Annotated in this window: 14 protein-coding genes; 10 read left to right on the forward strand and 4 right to left on the reverse strand. The window is 30.9% G+C overall.

Going from position 1 to position 16,638, the window contains the following annotated elements; genetic code table 11:
- Positions 1 to 162: 162 nt before the first annotated feature.
- Positions 163 to 1,083, reverse strand: coding sequence for a 1-phosphofructokinase family hexose kinase (locus tag BTO16_RS06590; protein ID WP_105020829.1), 921 nt, complete (start codon positions 1,081 to 1,083; stop codon positions 163 to 165).
- Between the two features lie 533 nt (positions 1,084 to 1,616).
- Between BTO16_RS06590 and BTO16_RS06595 the strand changes: the two genes are divergently transcribed.
- Positions 1,617 to 2,345, forward strand: a complete 729-nt coding sequence (locus BTO16_RS06595) for a hypothetical protein (protein ID WP_105020830.1) — start codon at positions 1,617 to 1,619, stop codon at positions 2,343 to 2,345.
- A 144-nt stretch (positions 2,346 to 2,489) separates the two neighbouring features.
- Here the strand turns inward: BTO16_RS06595 and BTO16_RS06600 are convergent, their stop codons facing one another.
- Positions 2,490 to 3,173 carry a class I SAM-dependent methyltransferase gene (locus BTO16_RS06600; RefSeq protein WP_105020831.1) on the reverse strand — a complete coding sequence of 228 codons (684 nt, stop codon included), beginning with the start codon at positions 3,171 to 3,173 and terminating at the stop codon, positions 2,490 to 2,492.
- A 159-nt stretch (positions 3,174 to 3,332) separates the two neighbouring features.
- On the opposite strand from BTO16_RS06600, the gene BTO16_RS06605 reads away from it, so the two are divergent.
- From BTO16_RS06605 to BTO16_RS06620, 4 genes are all read left to right on the forward strand, one after another.
- Positions 3,333 to 4,010 carry a tetratricopeptide repeat protein gene (locus tag BTO16_RS06605; RefSeq protein ID WP_105020832.1) on the forward strand — a complete coding sequence of 226 codons (678 nt, stop codon included), beginning with the start codon at positions 3,333 to 3,335 and terminating at the stop codon, positions 4,008 to 4,010.
- A gap of 3 nt (positions 4,011 to 4,013) precedes the next feature.
- Positions 4,014 to 4,550, forward strand: coding sequence for a YfiT family bacillithiol transferase (locus BTO16_RS06610; protein ID WP_105020833.1), 537 nt, complete (start codon positions 4,014 to 4,016; stop codon positions 4,548 to 4,550).
- 66 nt (positions 4,551 to 4,616) lie between these two features.
- On the forward strand, positions 4,617 to 5,078 hold the full coding sequence (locus tag BTO16_RS06615; protein ID WP_105020834.1) for an Mpo1 family 2-hydroxy fatty acid dioxygenase: 462 nt from the start codon (positions 4,617 to 4,619) through the stop codon (positions 5,076 to 5,078).
- Positions 5,079 to 5,134: 56 nt separating this feature from the next.
- Positions 5,135 to 5,473 carry a tRNA-binding protein gene (locus tag BTO16_RS06620; RefSeq protein WP_105020835.1) on the forward strand — a complete coding sequence of 113 codons (339 nt, stop codon included), beginning with the start codon at positions 5,135 to 5,137 and terminating at the stop codon, positions 5,471 to 5,473.
- 42 nt (positions 5,474 to 5,515) lie between these two features.
- Here the strand turns inward: BTO16_RS06620 and BTO16_RS06625 are convergent, their stop codons facing one another.
- Both BTO16_RS06625 and BTO16_RS06630 read right to left on the reverse strand, forming a co-directional pair.
- Entirely contained in the window at positions 5,516 to 5,674 is a 159-nt protein-coding gene (locus BTO16_RS06625) for a YqaE/Pmp3 family membrane protein (RefSeq protein WP_015480514.1), read from the reverse strand.
- 344 nt (positions 5,675 to 6,018) lie between these two features.
- On the reverse strand, positions 6,019 to 8,508 hold the full coding sequence (locus BTO16_RS06630) for a M14 family zinc carboxypeptidase (RefSeq protein WP_211298206.1): 2,490 nt from the start codon (positions 8,506 to 8,508) through the stop codon (positions 6,019 to 6,021).
- 242 nt (positions 8,509 to 8,750) lie between these two features.
- On the opposite strand from BTO16_RS06630, the gene BTO16_RS06635 reads away from it, so the two are divergent.
- The 5 genes from BTO16_RS06635 (at position 8,751) to BTO16_RS06655 (ending at position 16,428) form a co-directional block, all read left to right on the forward strand.
- Complete coding sequence (locus BTO16_RS06635; protein ID WP_105020836.1) at positions 8,751 to 9,575, forward strand: mechanosensitive ion channel family protein; 825 nt, start codon at positions 8,751 to 8,753, stop codon at positions 9,573 to 9,575.
- A 201-nt stretch (positions 9,576 to 9,776) separates the two neighbouring features.
- Positions 9,777 to 12,674: an FAD-binding and (Fe-S)-binding domain-containing protein gene (locus BTO16_RS06640; RefSeq protein ID WP_105020837.1), complete on the forward strand. Its 2,898-nt coding sequence runs from the start codon at positions 9,777 to 9,779 to the stop codon at positions 12,672 to 12,674.
- A gap of 3 nt (positions 12,675 to 12,677) precedes the next feature.
- Positions 12,678 to 13,679 (forward strand): L-glyceraldehyde 3-phosphate reductase, encoded by a 1,002-nt coding sequence (mgrA, locus tag BTO16_RS06645; RefSeq protein ID WP_105020838.1) that lies wholly within the window; start codon positions 12,678 to 12,680, stop codon positions 13,677 to 13,679.
- Between the two features lie 81 nt (positions 13,680 to 13,760).
- Positions 13,761 to 14,207 (forward strand): hypothetical protein, encoded by a 447-nt coding sequence (locus BTO16_RS06650; RefSeq protein ID WP_105020839.1) that lies wholly within the window; start codon positions 13,761 to 13,763, stop codon positions 14,205 to 14,207.
- A gap of 418 nt (positions 14,208 to 14,625) precedes the next feature.
- Positions 14,626 to 16,428 carry a serine hydrolase gene (locus tag BTO16_RS06655; protein WP_105020840.1) on the forward strand — a complete coding sequence of 601 codons (1,803 nt, stop codon included), beginning with the start codon at positions 14,626 to 14,628 and terminating at the stop codon, positions 16,426 to 16,428.
- Positions 16,429 to 16,638: the final 210 nt, after the last annotated feature.

Here is a 16,638-nt window from a genome sequence, read left to right on the forward strand (position 1 = left end):
TTAAGTGGACTCAACTATTTAAATAAAAAAAACTCAGCAAGACTTTGAAACGATTCATTGTCTTGCTGAGCTTGTCAAAAAAATTTTAAATTCTTTTATTACTAATTATTGATTGCTAGTCTTACTTTGAGAAGCAGTTAAACTTTATTCTATAAAAACAATTTACACCAATTTCAAAATTTGATCAATAGCTACTTTGTGTGCTAAATCGGAACCTTCACTTAAAGTTGCAGAAACACCACAAGCAACACCCCAACGTAACATGTTTTTTGGACTTTCATTTTTTACAATCGCATAAATTAAACCTGCAACCATACTATCTCCTGCCCCAATAGTACTTTTTACTAAAATCTCTGGAGCAGCCACATACTCAATTCCGTTTTTATGCGCCATAAAAGCACCGTCTTTTCCTAAAGAAACCACCACATATTTTGCAATATTTGAAGTTACCAATTGCATCGCAAATGCTTCTCGTTCTTCTTTAGTTAACGATTCTTTACCTGCTAAACGTGCCAATTCTTTTTGATTAGGTTTTATCAGATATAACTCATTTTTTAAAACTTCACTAAAAACAGGGCCCGAAGTATCCACAATAACTTTTACTCCTTTTGCGGTTAAGTTTTTAATGATTTTAGAATAATAATCAGTTGGTAATCCTTTTGGCAAACTACCACTTATAACAAAGATATCATTGTCGGCTACTTGCTCATTTATCAACCTTTCGACATTTTTCATTTCGGACTCAGAAAATGATTCTGTTGGCATACCGAATCTGAACTGTAAATTGGTTTTTGTATCAAAAACCGCAAAGTTTTCTCTTGTCCAGATAGAAATTGGTGTCGAAAAAACAGCTACGTGTTCTTCTTGTAATAATTCTATTAAATGCTCTCCTGTTTTTCCTCCGTAAGGAAATAAACAATGGCTTTCTATAGCTAATCTGTGTAAAACTCTGGAAATATTAATTCCGCCGCCTCCTGGATGATACGTGATATCTAAACAGTCTAATTTATCAAAAGGTGTCATTTCTGCCACTTTTGCACTTTTGTCTAAAGCGGGGTTTATGGTTAAGGTAACTACTTTCATATTTTTCAATTTTCTATTGTAAAGATACGATTTTTTGAAAAATTATTAATTGTTTTAGGGATGAAAAAGGTTGTTTTAGGCCTAAAAAGAGTAGTTTCTCAGCAAACTTAAATCAACTGAATTACAGATAATTACAAAAGGTGAAGTTGCATTCTGATGCAACTCTTATCGCGTCTTGATCAACTACTTAATTGCCTCTTCATAGAACACCGATTGCATAATTTTGCAATAAAAGTATTTTTCCTTTTGACATTTTAGAGTATTCCTAAAATCGTGATTTAATTTTTTCATAATTAAACGAACACTAAATGATGCTTTAAATATAAAAAAGGTTCGTTGGTTTGAGTATCTGATAAAGTGAAATTATCATAAAATATTCTAACAAGATCTATTATTTTACCAAAGCTTGCTAAATTATTCATTAATTTAGCAAGCGAACTCACAAACCTAAATTAAATAATCTCAGTTCATAAAATCAAAATTCAAGGTTTTATGGTACGCACAACCACCCAATTTATAACGTATATCATTAAATGACCAGAGAAAAAGTTTTAGAAGAAATAATTGAAGGATATCGCAAAACTGTTTCTCAAAGATATCAATATCAGCAAATAAAGAACACGTATGGTCTTCCTGAAACTATTAATGAAGAAACTGTAAACCAACTTCGGGAATATTTTTTGACATACATGTATCCAACGCCTGATAAAAGAGCAGAATTAAATAAGGCCTTTGACAGTTTAGACGATTATATAAAACATCCGCAAAAATTATTGCGAATCTTACTCGAAGCTGCTAAAATTATCTTTAAATATGGAAGACATCTCCCTAAAATATTGAGCGCAGGATTAGACGCAATGAAAACCTTTAAGGCTGCAACAAATTTTGAGAATACCATGGTAGATGAAGCCATCAAAAATAAAATAGAAGCTCCGTATGATTCTGTAAAGGTTGATGCATTATTAAAATTATTATCTCGTGAAGAAATTGAAAGGTTTATAGAAAGCTCGCAAACCTTATTTGAAATTTTACATGATAAAAATCTCATTAAAAAAATTAAAGAAGTAATTCAGTTTCTTATCACTGCGATGCAAAAGAATCCAAATACCTATTCGAAAAGTCAAATTAAAGGACTGGAAGTAGGACTTGAAATGATTACTGAAGGCGACTTGCTTTTTAATCGATTATCCGAAGAAGATCAGCACAAATTTGTGAAATTAATTACAGCTATTGAGAGAGATACCTTAAATCATATTTTTTAAAAACCGAGCCTCATAAAGAATTCAGTTATAGGTATTCGAGATTTCTCTTTCGCTTAAAAAAGCTCATTTCTAAATGAAATCCATCCTTTTTATTTTAATTTTCTTTGATTCAAACAACATTATTTAAAACAGTTAAAGATGTGGTTAATAAATATGAAGTTCGTATAAAGTAGTTACAATTACACCTTTGTTCTCTTTTAAATTAATAGCCAATAATTGCTTTTCTTCTTTTACTTTTAAATTAAATGGTGATTCAAGTAAATTAACGCCGCTTTGTTTTTTAAGCCGAATTCCTTGTCCTGAAATAATGTCTTTATTAGGAGTGAAGTTTCCAATAGGCAAGTGTTCGGTAACGATTACATATTTAAAGTTTTCTAGCTTTTTTACGATAGTTTTAATTTCAGCATTTGATATATGTTGCAATACTTGTCTTACCAAAGCACAATCGCCATCAGGCAAATTATCTTTTGAAATGTCTAAACAATGAAACTCTAAATTTTCTGCTTTAAAATTTTCTTTGTTGTGTTTGATAAGATCTGCAACAATATCAACTGCAATAAATTTCTTGGAAAATTGCACCAATTCTTTGCCTACATTAAAATCGCCGCAACCTAAATCACAAACTGTAATCTTACTTTTAAAAGAGCTTAAAAATGTTTTTAAAACAGCAATGTATGGATTTATTATTCCTGGTTGGTGAGATCCAGCTCCTGAATAAAAATTAGAAGTGTCATCGCCCCAAAGTTTCATTTCATAGACTTGTTCCATGGCTTTTTTAGTAGGCCAAGGTTTCTTTATTTTTTTTACTTGATTTTTATTATCATTCATAAAACCATACTACATTATTTTAAATAGTGAATACACAAAACTAAAGCATTTTCAAATTTAACCCAAAATCACATTTTGTAATTGAAATAATTGCACTATTTTGTAACAAAACGGTTAGATTAGTCGTCTAAAATATAGAATCCTTTTAGCAAACCAACCATGAAAAATTTTTTATATCCATTATTTGTGCTTCTTTTATGTAGTAGTTGTACTTCGCAAAAAAATACTGATGAATTTATAAACGCTACTTCTGGTCGTTATTTGTTTAATGCCGACGAAGTATTAGAAGTCCATTTTAAAGAGCATATACTAAAAGTAAAATGGCGTGGAAATGATGATATAGAACCCTTAAAGGTAAATGATACTGCATTCTATATGAAAGCATTAAATGAAAAAATACTATTTGTAAAAAAACCAGAAATGCATATTGAGTTGGCTTCTAAAACAGAACATGATGGAATTCTCTATCATTTTAGAAAAATGGGAGAAGGTGAAAAAACACCAAGTGAATATTTTATGGACAAAGAATATAAGAGCGCTTTAGCAGCTTTTTTAGAAATTAAAAAACAAGATTCTTTAAGTCCGGTGATTAATGAAAATAAGATGAACAGGTTAGGTTATGAGTATATCAGAAAAAATAATTTTGATCTTGCGCTAGAAGTTTTTAAAATAAATGCAGCTTTATATCCCAACAACTCTAATGTTTTTGACAGTTTAGGTGAAGCTTATTTGTTACAAAAGGATACTTTAAATGCTGAAATTAACTTTAAAAAAGCGTTGTCCATCAATCCGGAGAACAGAAGTGCTCAACGTTTTTTGACTAAAATCACTAAATAAAAGATGGAATTAGAAGCCTTTAAATATCCGATAGGAAAAGCGAATATTCCAGCGCAAATCACAAAAAAAAATATTGAAGATTGGTTGTATGTTTTAGAAACTTTTCCGCAGAATTTAGAGTTTTTAACGCGCGAATTATCAGAAAATCAATTAGATACTCCTTACAGAGAAAATGGTTGGTCTATTAGGCAAGTTGTGCATTATTGTTATGACAGTCATCTTAATTCTTACATCCGTTTTAAATGGACTTTAACCGAAGATAAACCTGTAATTAAAGCCTATTTTGAAGAACGTTGGGCAGCTTTACACGACTCTAAATCTGCTCCTATTTTTTTATCTATTGACGGATTAAAAGCATTGCATGCAAAGTGGATTTATCTCATAAATAATTTAAAGGATGAAGATTTAGATCGTTATTTTATACATCCAGCAAGCAACGAAAAAGTTACTTTAAAAGAAAATATTGGCATCTATGCTTGGCATTGCAACCATCATTTTGCACATATAGAGCAATTAATGATTCGCAGAGGTTGGAAATAATAACCTTTTATTTTTAATTTCCTCTTTATAAAAATTCTTATATCTTTAAAGTCTTAATTTAGAGATATGAAAACTGCCAAAGAATACTTTGATGAATACGCTGTTAGCCATCAAAATGAAACCAACCAAGCGATTCATTATATTTGTGTTCCACTTATATTTTTTAGTGTAATTGGTTTGTTAATGAGCATACCAAACACTTTTTTAGAAAATACATTTAACACTTCTAATCCGCTTTTAGAAAATTGGGCAGTTGTTGTTGGCCTTGTTATTTCTGTTTTTTACCTAAGACTAGGATTTTGGTATTTTACAGAAATGCTCTTAGTAATTTTAATATGTATTATTGCAAACTTCTGGCTAGGTAATTTTATAGACTTACTATATGCATCCATAATTATTTTTGTTTTAGCGTGGATTGGTCAGTTTTACGGCCATAAAATAGAAGGTGCAAAACCCTCTTTTTTAAAGGATTTAGAGTTTTTATTGATTGGCCCTTTATGGGTAATTCAGAAATTAGGGAAGAAGTAATCGTTTAATTGTGTACTTATTGAGAACAATCAAAACATAAATTTTTTTAAATAAATATGATAGAAGAAATTACATTCGAAGATTTTTTAAAAGTTGACATTAGAATGGCAACAATTATTGAAGTAAATGACTTTCCGAAAGCTAGAAAACCCGCGTATCAACTTACCTTAGATTTTGGTGCTTTAGGTATTAAAAAATCGAGTGCTCAAATAACAGATTTGTATACCAAAGAAGAATTACTAAACAAACAAGTTTCTGCAATCATCAACTTTAAACCGAGACAAATTGCCAATTTTATGAGCGAATGTTTGGTTATAGGAGTTTACAATACGGATGGAAATGTTGTGTTATTGCAAGCCTCTAAAGGTGTTAAAAATGGGGAAAAAGTTTCGTAGTTTTAAACTTTTAAATCAACTAAAAAAATTAAATACTCTCTTCTAATTCTTCGGATTATTCAAAATTACCAATGCGCCAATTATACCAGGAATCCATCCACAAAGTGTAAGTAAAAAAATAATAAAGAACGAACCACAGCCTTTATCAATAACTGATAATGGCGGAAAAATTATTGCAAATAAAACTCTAAAGAAACTCATTTTGTTAATTTGTTGGTTGTTTACCTAAGACGATTCACTTTTTGTTTTGTTACTGCAATAAGTTTTAGAGTTTAAAGACTTCTCGATACAATTCCGCCGAAAAACGGAATTACTCGAAGTGACAGCGTGAAATTAAAAAAAACTAAATCTGCCACTTACGTATAAACCTTTCAACTGAGCTCAAAAAGATATAACCATTGCAATTTCCAACTAAAACTACAAACTTAAAACTGACAACCGATAACCGATAACCGATAACTGATAATTGATAATTGATTATTGAAAACCTACAACCGATAACTGATAACCGACAACTGAAAACTGATAACCGACAACTGATTACATTACATCAGATCTCCAAAGAAAATCGTATTCATTAATAATTTATTTGTTCCGAACCAAAAAGCTCTAAAGTTTGTATTATCAGTAAAAACGATTACGCGACCTCTGCCTAATCTTTGTACCTTAAACGGAACTGTATTTTTAATTAGCTTTGAGTTTTCTTTAGAAATATAACCACTTAATAAAGGATTTGAAGTATACTTAATAGGATTATTGTAACTCTTAGTATCTGCTTTTATAAACATGGTTGAGTTTCTAAACAATGCTATTTTTTCATTTTTATATCCAAAGTTTATTGGATGAGATCTGTCTATAGTTGCTTCAAAAATAGCACCACCAATATACTGTGCACCAGATTGCAAAGAACGATCTTCGAACGAAACATTTTTAATGGTATCCATTTTAGATTCCTCAAAATCTAAATTAATCATTTTGTTTGCTGCTAGCCATTTTGCAGTGTTTTTATAACCCACTAAAATTCCGCCATTTTTAACCCAAGTAGTTAATTTTTCAATAGCAGCTGCATCTATATTACTACTCGGAATTACAATATGCGTGTATTTGCTGATATCCGTTCTTGTAAAATAACTCATATCTAAACGTGTTAAATGCATATCAAAACGCTGATCGAATAAGTGCCAAATTTCACCAGAATCGTAACTTGTTATTCCTTCGCCAACCAACATTGCTACTTTCGGTTTTGTAATTGCGCTAAAATTTTCGCTTCCTAAATCAATTCCGTCATTTAAACCCGTGGTAACTGCTGTTATTGAAACATTACTTTCTTTTGCTACTTGATTTAAAAACTCAAATAGTTCTGCGGTGTCTAATTTCTGATTTTGCACAGGAATAAAAATCGTTCCGTACTCGTAAGAATTCCCTGCATTTTTAAAGTTTTTCATTGAAACTTTTGCACGCAACTCTTTCTGTAAAATTGCGTTTAATGCTTTTGGAGTGTAATATTCATTCCAAGGCATTAAATAACCGTAATCGCTTTGAGAAGATACCGATCCTGTTTTCATTTTTAAATCTGTAATTTCAGTTCCTGCTTTTGAAAGTGCTATATTTTCTGCATAATCAACGCCAAATGCATGGTTAAAAGTCCAGGCAGAAACATCATAAAACAAGCTATCTGTAAATGTTTTTCGAACATCAAACATTGCTTTTACCAAACGTTGATTTTTCTGATTCATTGGCACTACATAACTGTAGCCTTTTTTAAATATTTTTCCGTTTTCTGTAAAATCCGCTTTTACTTCGTGTATTTTAATTTGATGACGTTTTAAAACTTCTGCCAACATAAAACTTTTTGCGGCATCTTTTTCATCACCAAAAACAACCGCTTTATTATCGCCAGAACTTCTAGATTCCTTATAAAAATCTTGCTGATATTGTAAGATTTTTACACGCATATTTTTAGCTGCTTCTAAAGTTGATAATGCAGCTGTAAACTGATTTCTAATCGTAAAAGGGAATGTTAAGATTCCGTTTTCTGTTTCTTGTGCGTGCCCTCTAGAACTTGCTTGTTCAAACAAAATACCAATACCACCGTTAATATCTGGAAATGTTGAACCTTTTCCATAATAAAAGTCATCAAAACTTTCTTCAGAATAATATAGAGAGCCAATTTTATCCAAAGCTTTTGCATGATAGGTTGCAATTTCTTTGGTTAAATCTTGATTCATTTGTGGTGTTAACGGGTTTGTTCTACTCGGAATTCCCGGTTGAAAAAAGAAGCTAGAATTACTTCCCATTTCATGATGATCGGTTAAAATATTAGGCAACCATTTATGAAAACTTGCAATTCTTGCTTTGCTTTCTGGTAATTGAACTGGCAACCAATCTCTATTCATATCAAACTGATAATGATTGGTTCTTCCTCCTGGCCAAATCTCAGAATATTCTCTGTCGTTAGGATCTGGATTAATGTTTTTACTCTTATTTGTATTTGCCCAATAGGCAAAACGTTGCAATCCATCAGGATTAAATGAAGGATCAAAAAGAATAATTGTATTGCTTAGCAACGCATCAATATTTTCTGCGGCAGCCAAATAATATGCAACTGCCAAAGCTGCATTTGAACCACTTGGCTCGTTACCATGAATAGAAAATCCTTGGTAGACAACAATTGGGTTTTTAGAAATATCTACAGAAGTATCATCGGTTGCATCGATATGTTTTTGTCTGATACTTTCTATATTTTTATGATTTTCTGGCGATGTAATTGTCAACAATAACAAAGGTCTTCCTTCGTAAGTGGTTCCTCTATCTTCTATAGAAATTCTATCCGAAGAAGCCGCCAAAGCCTTCATGTATTCTACTAATTTATCGTGGGTAACGTGCCACTCGCCTACTTCATGCCCAATAATATCTTTAGGAGTTGGAATATTTTTATTGTAAGTTACATCTTTTGGCAAGTAATAAGACAAATTAACTTCTTGTGCTGATATTGAAATAGAAATAAACAGGAAAAATACTATTAGTTTTTTCATTTAAAATAAGATTTGATTGTAAACAAATATACCAATTCAAATACTTTTTAACTGTTTAATTTTAATTAATTGTATTTTGAATCTTCCAAAAAGTGTCAATACAAAATATTGATAATTAGTAGTTATTCTAATTTTTTAACTAAAAAATATTTAAATTCGCTTTAACTTTAAAATATCATTAAATAAAGTAGGCAAACATCCGCAGAAAAGTTTACTGATAAAAATATTCATCCCTATAAAACATGGAATTGATCAACAAATTTTTAGAATTTGAACTTTTAAATATTGGAACCTATCACTTAAAAGTTAGTACGTTATTTTTGGTGCTATTAATTGTAATTATTACCAAAGTCGTTTTAATTGTTATTAAACAATCTATTTTTCGCAACAGGAATTTAGATAAATTTGATGAGGGAAACGTGTCTTCTTTATATCAAATAATAAAATACATTATTTGGATCATCGCTTTTGGTTTTATACTAGAAACTTTTGGCATTAAAATATCTATTTTATTGGCTGGTTCTGCGGCCTTGTTAGTTGGCGTTGGTTTAGGATTGCAACAGACTTTTAACGATGTTATTTCTGGCGTTATTTTGCTATCAGAAAGATCCATTAAAATTGGTGATGTTTTAGAAATAGACGGAAACATATTAAAAATACAAGAAATTGGTTTGCGAACTTCTAAAGGATTAAATACCGATGATATCTCTACGATCATCCCAAATTCTTTAATCACAACAAATAAAGTGATTAATTGGAGTCACCAAACAAGACAAAATAGATTTAGAATAGAAGTTGGCACAAGTTACGGAAGCGATGTAGAACTCGTTATTAGGATTCTTGAAGAAAGCGCTAAAATTCACCCAGAGGTCGATGACACTAAATTTATAGAGGCAAGACTTGTAAATTTCGGAAATTCTTCTTTAGATTTTCAAGTACTTTTTTATAGTAGTACAATTTTTGGAGCAGATAGAATGAAAAGTGATATTAGAAGAACTATCAACCAAAAATTTATCGAGAACAATGTAACCATTCCGTTTCCGCAACTAGATGTGCATATCAAATAGAACAACAATCAGAGTACTTTTAATTAGCAGTATTTAAAGATTTAAGTTAAAAAAATGCACTAAAAAGAATAAAAGCTTTTATCTAAAACAATATCTGCAATAACTCATAAAACTTTAGATTACAACTTTGTTTATTCCGTTATAAAAATAATTTTAGCGATATTTGTAGTAGTAAAAGACACTCAAATTCCATTGTAAAAAATGATTGACACTACTGCTTTAAAAACCTTACACAAATCACTTTCTGGTGATGTTCTTTTTGATAATTTACACAAAACTTTATACGCTACAGATGCTTCTGTGTATCGTAAGATTCCGTTAGCAGTCGCTTTTCCAAAGGATGAAAAAGACATTAAAACTTTAATCGATTTTGCTACCAAAAATAACGTTACTTTAATACCTAGAACCGCAGGAACATCCCTTGCTGGGCAATGTGTTGGAGACGGAATTGTAGTAGACGTTTCTACCCATTTTACGAATATTATTTCTTTTGATGAAAAGGCGAAGACGATTACATTAGAACCTGGAATCGTTCGAGATTCTTTAAATCTTTTTTTACAACCCTACGGATTATTTTTTGGACCAAACACCTCAACATCAAACAGGTGTATGATTGGCGGAATGGTTGGTAATAATTCATCTGGAAGCACTTCTATAAAATACGGCGTTACACGCGATAAAGTGCTAGCAATTGAGGCTATTTTAAGTGATGGAAGTGCCGCTATTTTTAAAGAAATTTCATCCGAAGAGTTCATCAGAAAAACAAAAGAAAACACCTTAGAAGGACAAATTTATAAATCTATTTATACAGAACTTTCTTCTAAGGCAAATCAGCAAGAAATTAAAGAACAGTTTCCAAAAGAAACCATTCATAGAAGAAATACCGGTTATGCCGTTGATGAGTTTTTAATTTCAGATTTATTTGGAGGAACACAACCAACTATAAATGTTGCAAAATTCCTTTCTGGTAGCGAAGGTACCTTGGCTTTTTCAACCTCTATAACGTTACAATTAGATGCTTTACCGCCAAAAGAAAGTATCATGGTTTGTTCTCATTTTACAAGTATTAATGAAAGTTTATTGGCTACTGTTACCGCCATGAAACACAATTTATACAATTGTGAATTGATGGATAAAACCATTTTAGATTGTACAAAAAGTAACAGAGAGGCTGCAAAAAACAGGTTCTTTTTACAAGGCGATCCAGAAGCCGTTTTAATGTTAGAAGTTTCTGCAAATACGCTTGAAGAGGCAGAAATTTTAGCAGATACTTTAATTACCGATTTAGAGAAAAACAATTTTGGCTATCATCACCCAAAAGTTTATGGCAGCGATATTGCAAAAGTGCATAATTTGCGCAAAGCTGGTTTAGGCCTTTTAGGAAATATTGTTGGCGATATGAAAGCAGTTGCGTGTATAGAAGATACTGCTGTGGCTTTAGAAGATTTGCCAAATTATATTCAGGAATTCACCCAAATAATGGATAAATATCAGCAAAGTGCTGTGTATTACGCTCATGCAGGCGCTGGTGAATTGCATTTACGTCCTATTTTGAATTTAAAGAAAAAAGAAGATGTTGTTTTATTTAGAAAAATAACGACAGAAACTGCCGAATTGGTTAAGAAATACAAAGGTTCTTTTAGTGGTGAACATGGAGACGGAATTGTGCGTGCAGAATTTATTCCGTTGATGATTGGCGAGCAAAATTATCAATTATTAAGACGTATTAAAAAAGCATTTGATCCAAACAATGTCTTTAACCAAGGAAAAATTACGGATGCTTTTTCGATGGATAAAAACTTACGCTACGAAATTGACCGAATAGAACCAGAAATTAAAACCCTTCAGGATTTTTCTGATAGCGAAGGAATTTTAAAATTAGCAGAAAAATGCAATGGTTCTGGAGATTGTAGAAAACCTGCAGAAGCTGGCGGAACCATGTGCCCTAGTTACAGAGCCACAAAAAACGAAAAAGACACCACCAGAGCAAGAGCAAATACGCTGCGTGAATTTTTAACTAATTCTGATAAAGTAAATAAATTTGATCACAAAGAATTAAAAGAAGTTTTTGACCTTTGTTTAAGTTGTAAAGCCTGTGCATCAGAATGTCCGAGTAATGTTGATATTGCAACTATGAAAGCAGAATTTCTGTATCAATATCAAGAAGCAAACGGCTATTCTTTTAGAAATAGCTTATTTGCAAATAATGCCAAATACAATAAATTAGGCAGTAAATTACCGAGAATTACAAACTTTTTTACCAATTCACTTTTGATGAAAAAAGTTTTAGGGGTGGCTGTTGAGCGTTCGGTTCCTAAATTAGCAAATCAAACTTTAGAAAGTTGGATGAAACAACACCAACCTAAAGTATCTAAAAAAGCAGTGTATTTATTTAAAGACGAATTCACTAATTTTTACGATGCTGATATAGGAAAAGATGCGGTTATTTTATTAGAAAAATTAGGCTACGAAGTTAAAAATATTGCGCATGATGAAAGCGGAAGAAGTCATATTTCGAAAGGATTTTTAAAAGAAGCGAAGAAAATTTGCAACAATAATATTGCTGTTTTTAAAGGTATAATTACAGATGAGACTCCGCTAATTGGCGTAGAACCTTCTGCCATTTTAACTTTTAGAGACGAATATATTCGTTTAGCAACTGATAAAACATCCGCAGAAAAAATTGCAAAAAATGTGTTTACGTTCGAAGAATTTTTAGCAAAAGAAATTGAAAAAGAAAACATTACGGGTGCTCTTTTTACATCAGAAACGAAAGAAATAAAAATTCATGGACATTGCCACCAGAAAGCATTATCGGGCACTTTTGCAAGTTTTAAAATGCTAAACATTCCAACTAATTATGCTGTAACTATTTTAAATACTGGTTGTTGCGGAATGGCAGGTTCTTTTGGATATGAAAAAGAACATTATAAAGTGAGCATGCAAGTTGGTGAAGACACATTATTTCCTAAACTTAGAAATTGTACTTCGGAGACAGAAATTGCTGCATCAGGAACAAGTTGTAGACATCAAATTTTTGATGGTACAAAACGGATTGCAAAACACCCAATAACCTTATTAAAAGAAGCTTTACTATAAATTATGACAAAACTAAATGCATATGTAGCTGATGAAAATCGCTACGAGAAAATGAAATACAGAAGAACAGGAAATAGTGGTTTATTATTACCTGAACTTTCTTTAGGATTGTGGCATAATTTTGGAGAAAATGACGATTTTAAAAATGCTAGAAATTTATTAAAATGTGCTTTCGATAACGGAATAACACATTTTGATTTGGCAAATAATTATGGACCACCTCCTGGTTCTGCTGAAAAAAACTTTGGAAAAATCTTAAAAAAAGATTTCAAATCTTATAGAGACGAATTAGTAATTTCTACAAAAGCTGGTTACGGAATGTGGCCAGGACCTTATGGAGATTTAGGTTCTAAAAAGTTTTTAGTAGCTAGTTTAGATCAAAGCTTACAAAGAATGAAATTGGATTATGTGGATATTTTTTACCATCATAGACCTGATTATGACACACCTTTAGAAGAAACTATGGGTACTTTAGATTTGATGGTTCGCCAAGGAAAAGCATTGTATGTTGGTATTTCTAATTATCAACCAGAAGAAGCTGCAAAAGCATTTAAAATTTTAAAAGATTTAGGAACGCCGTGTTTAATTCATCAACCAAAATATAATATGTTTGATCGATGGATTGAAAATGGATTGCTAGATTTATTAGGAAATTCTGGAGTTGGCGCTATTTGTTTTTCGCCTTTAGCACAAGGAATGTTAACGGATAAATACATTAATGGTTTGCCAAAAGATTCGAGAGCTGTTAAAGACAGTCCTTTTTTAAATACAAATCAAGTTTTAGAAATGCTTCCTAAAATTAATTCATTAAATGAAGTTGCTAAAAACAGAAATCAAACGTTAGCACAAATGGCAATTTCTTGGATTTTAAAGGATGACAGAATTACGTCTGTTTTAATTGGTGCAAGTAAAACCGAACAAATTTTAGACAGTGTAAAAGCGATTGATAACACTATTTTTTCTGCGGATGAATTAGAGAAAGTTAATGGTATTATAAATTCTTAGGTTTTTTAAAAGGGCATTAAAATTTCATTTAAGGTGGTTTTATTTGTTAAGCCTTATCTTTGGTAAAACTAAATAAAATTTATGTCTACTAAAAAAATAATTATTACGAATGCATTATTAATTACAATCTTAATTGGGGGGTTTTTCTTTTTAAGTAAGTTATTAGGACTTGCAGGTAACGGTTTCCTTCGTTTTTTTAATCTTGTTTTCGTTCTAATTGGAATTCATCAAGCAATAAAAACAAATATTTACACAAATAAAGTAACTGCATTTACTACCAATCTAGGTGTTGGAATTCAGACATCAGCCTTGGCGGTCGCTTTATCTATTGTTGGTGTAGTTGTGTATTTAGAAGTTATTAATCCTGATTTTATGCAAGTTATACAGAATTCATTTTTAATAGCTGGAGATTTGTCGCTACCAGAGATTGTATTAACGCTAGTGATAGAAGGTTTTGCATCTTCTGTAATTGGCTCTTTTATTGTTATGCAATTTTATAAAAATCACGATAAAGAAGACATTTCTTAGATCCTTGAATTTGATTTATACAAAAATAGAAAGCTCCAATTTGGGGCTTTTTTTGTTTTACTACTATGAGTACTAATTAAAATGGATGATTTTGACTAACAAAACAGTACTAATTTATTAAAGGTTTTTAGGAATGTTAGCGGTAGTTTGTTTTTAAATTATTTATTAAACTAATAGTGCTCAAAAAGTTAGCTTAAAATTTATTTTTAACTCTTTTAATATATGCACAAAATAAGGTGTAATGCTTTGTTAATTTTTTCGTTAAAAAACTCTAACTTGCTACAAATGTTGAATCTGTTTCAATAACTAATAATAAAAGCCTTTTTTAGTTCACCAGATCGTGTGTTTATTCATTCGCTATATAAGCGCTTTATTTGTAAAAATAAATGACAAAAAATTATAATAAATAGAAGAAATCATGAGAAAAATAATAGTTGCACTTTTTACAATAATTTCATTTTCATCAGTTTTTGCTCAAAACGATAAACGTCTCAAAGGTCTTGAAAAGGAATTAAATACTATTCTTGAAGTTACAAAAGCACCAGGTTTTGCTGTTGCAATTGTTGAAGGTAAAAAAATTATTTACGCTAAAGGTTTTGGTTATAGTGATTTTGAAAATAAAATACCTGCTGATGCCAATACTTTGTATGCGATTGGTTCTAGTTCAAAAGCATTTACATCTGCTATTCTTGGTCAATTGAGACAAGATGATAAAATGTCTTTTGAAGAAAGTCCTACAAAATACTTACCTAATTTAAAATTTAATACTGATGACATGAATACGAACATCATTATTAAAGATTTAATGAGTCATAGAACAGGTTTACCTCGTAATGACTATTCATGGTATCTTTTTCCTACCAATAATAAAGATAGCTTACTACTTCGTGTAAAACACCAAGAACCATTTACTGGTGTAAGAAAACAATGGTATTATAATAACTTTATGTTTTTGGCGCAAGGTGTAATTGCAGAAAAAATTACAGGAAAAAGTTGGGAGGAAAATATTAAAGAACGCTTCTTTAAGCCTTTAGACATGAATAGGTCGAATGTTTCTATTGACGAATTAAAGAAAAGCTTAAATGCAGCACTCGGTTATGAGCTTGTAAAAGACAGTTTGATAAGCAAAATGGACTATTATCATATTGCAGGTATGAGTCCTGCAGGAAGTATTAATAGCAGCGTAAATGATATGTCGAACTGGTTGATAACTTGGATAAATAATGGAAAATTTAACGAACAGCAAGTAATACCCGAATCCTATATTAACGAAGCAACAAGTTCTCAAATGGTCGCAAGCAGCGGGCAACCCGATAAAGAGTTTCCTGATATGCATTTATCAAACTATGGGTATGCTTGGTTTCTATCATCTTACAAAGGACATTATCGAGTTGAGCATGGAGGAAACATTGATGGATTTTCTGCTAATGTTGCCTTTTTTCCTACTGATAGTTTAGGAATTGTAGTTTTAGCAAATCAAAACGGTTCAGCAGTTCCTAGCTTAGTTAGAAATATCGTTGCAGATAGAATGTTAAAAACGCAAAAAACAAATTGGTCAAAAAAGTTTACAGATCAAAAATTAAAAGAAAAAAAAGAAGAGAAAGCGGCAAAAGACAAAACATTAGCTTCAAAAGTAGAAAATACAAAACCATCGCATGTTTTGCAAGATTTTACGGGTAAGTATTCAAACCTTGGTTACGGCGAATTTACTATTACCAACCAAAATGACTCATTATTTGCAAGTTTTACGTTAAAAAAATTTTATTTAAAGCATGTACACTATGATGTTTTTGAAATATTCGAGGTAACTAAAAAAGGAATTGATACTACAGAGGATGGTGCTTGGCGATTAAACTTTAATACCAACGATGTAGGTGATATTTCTTTAGTTAAAATGAAAATGGAAGAAGCTTTAGAGCATCCGATTGAATTTAAGCACAAACCATCTATTATTAACGTTGACAAAGCAATCTTAGAAAAGTATGTAGGAAGTTATGAATTAGCAGGAATTGAAATAAAAGTTTATCTAAAAAATGAAAGTACGTTGTATCTTTTTGTTAAAGGGCAACCTGAGTATGAATTGTTAGCAACAGACAAACATAAGTTTACTTTTAAAACCTTAGAAGGTTTTAAAGTTGAATTTGTAGCATCTGATGATGCATCAATAAATGCAATACTGATGATTCAACCCAATGGCACATATAAAGCCACTAGGAAATAAAGCAATTAAATATCTAAAATAAGTATCTACGCTTTACCTTTTTTAAGTTTACGTTTATATAGCACAAAAAAAATCGTCCTTTCAAAACTTTGAAAAGACGATTTTTAATTAAATCAATTTTTTAGCATTTGATGCTCTTATAGTGTTTTAAAATCAGAAATATACCTAATTATAGGTATATAATTAAACACCAATTTTTTATAAGTTTGA

It is taken from the genome of Polaribacter glomeratus, assembly GCF_002954665.1.
Taxonomy (GTDB): domain Bacteria; phylum Bacteroidota; class Bacteroidia; order Flavobacteriales; family Flavobacteriaceae; genus Polaribacter; species Polaribacter glomeratus.

Bases quoted from the DNA above. Each gene is read 5' to 3' on its own strand.
- BTO16_RS06590 (WP_105020829.1), bottom strand. From the start codon at position 1,083: ATGAAAGTAGTTACCTTAACCATAAACCCCGCTTTAGACAAAAGTGCA.
- BTO16_RS06595 (WP_105020830.1), top strand. From the start codon at position 1,617: ATGACCAGAGAAAAAGTTTTAGAAGAAATAATTGAAGGATATCGCAAA.
- BTO16_RS06600 (WP_105020831.1), bottom strand. From the start codon at position 3,173: ATGAATGATAATAAAAATCAAGTAAAAAAAATAAAGAAACCTTGGCCT.
- BTO16_RS06605 (WP_105020832.1), top strand. From the start codon at position 3,333: ATGAAAAATTTTTTATATCCATTATTTGTGCTTCTTTTATGTAGTAGT.
- BTO16_RS06610 (WP_105020833.1), top strand. From the start codon at position 4,014: ATGGAATTAGAAGCCTTTAAATATCCGATAGGAAAAGCGAATATTCCA.
- BTO16_RS06615 (WP_105020834.1), top strand. From the start codon at position 4,617: ATGAAAACTGCCAAAGAATACTTTGATGAATACGCTGTTAGCCATCAA.
- BTO16_RS06620 (WP_105020835.1), top strand. From the start codon at position 5,135: ATGATAGAAGAAATTACATTCGAAGATTTTTTAAAAGTTGACATTAGA.
- BTO16_RS06625 (WP_015480514.1), bottom strand. From the start codon at position 5,674: ATGAGTTTCTTTAGAGTTTTATTTGCAATAATTTTTCCGCCATTATCA.
- BTO16_RS06630 (WP_211298206.1), bottom strand. From the start codon at position 8,508: ATGAAAAAACTAATAGTATTTTTCCTGTTTATTTCTATTTCAATATCA.
- BTO16_RS06635 (WP_105020836.1), top strand. From the start codon at position 8,751: ATGGAATTGATCAACAAATTTTTAGAATTTGAACTTTTAAATATTGGA.
- BTO16_RS06640 (WP_105020837.1), top strand. From the start codon at position 9,777: ATGATTGACACTACTGCTTTAAAAACCTTACACAAATCACTTTCTGGT.
- mgrA (WP_105020838.1), top strand. From the start codon at position 12,678: ATGACAAAACTAAATGCATATGTAGCTGATGAAAATCGCTACGAGAAA.
- BTO16_RS06650 (WP_105020839.1), top strand. From the start codon at position 13,761: ATGTCTACTAAAAAAATAATTATTACGAATGCATTATTAATTACAATC.
- BTO16_RS06655 (WP_105020840.1), top strand. From the start codon at position 14,626: ATGAGAAAAATAATAGTTGCACTTTTTACAATAATTTCATTTTCATCA.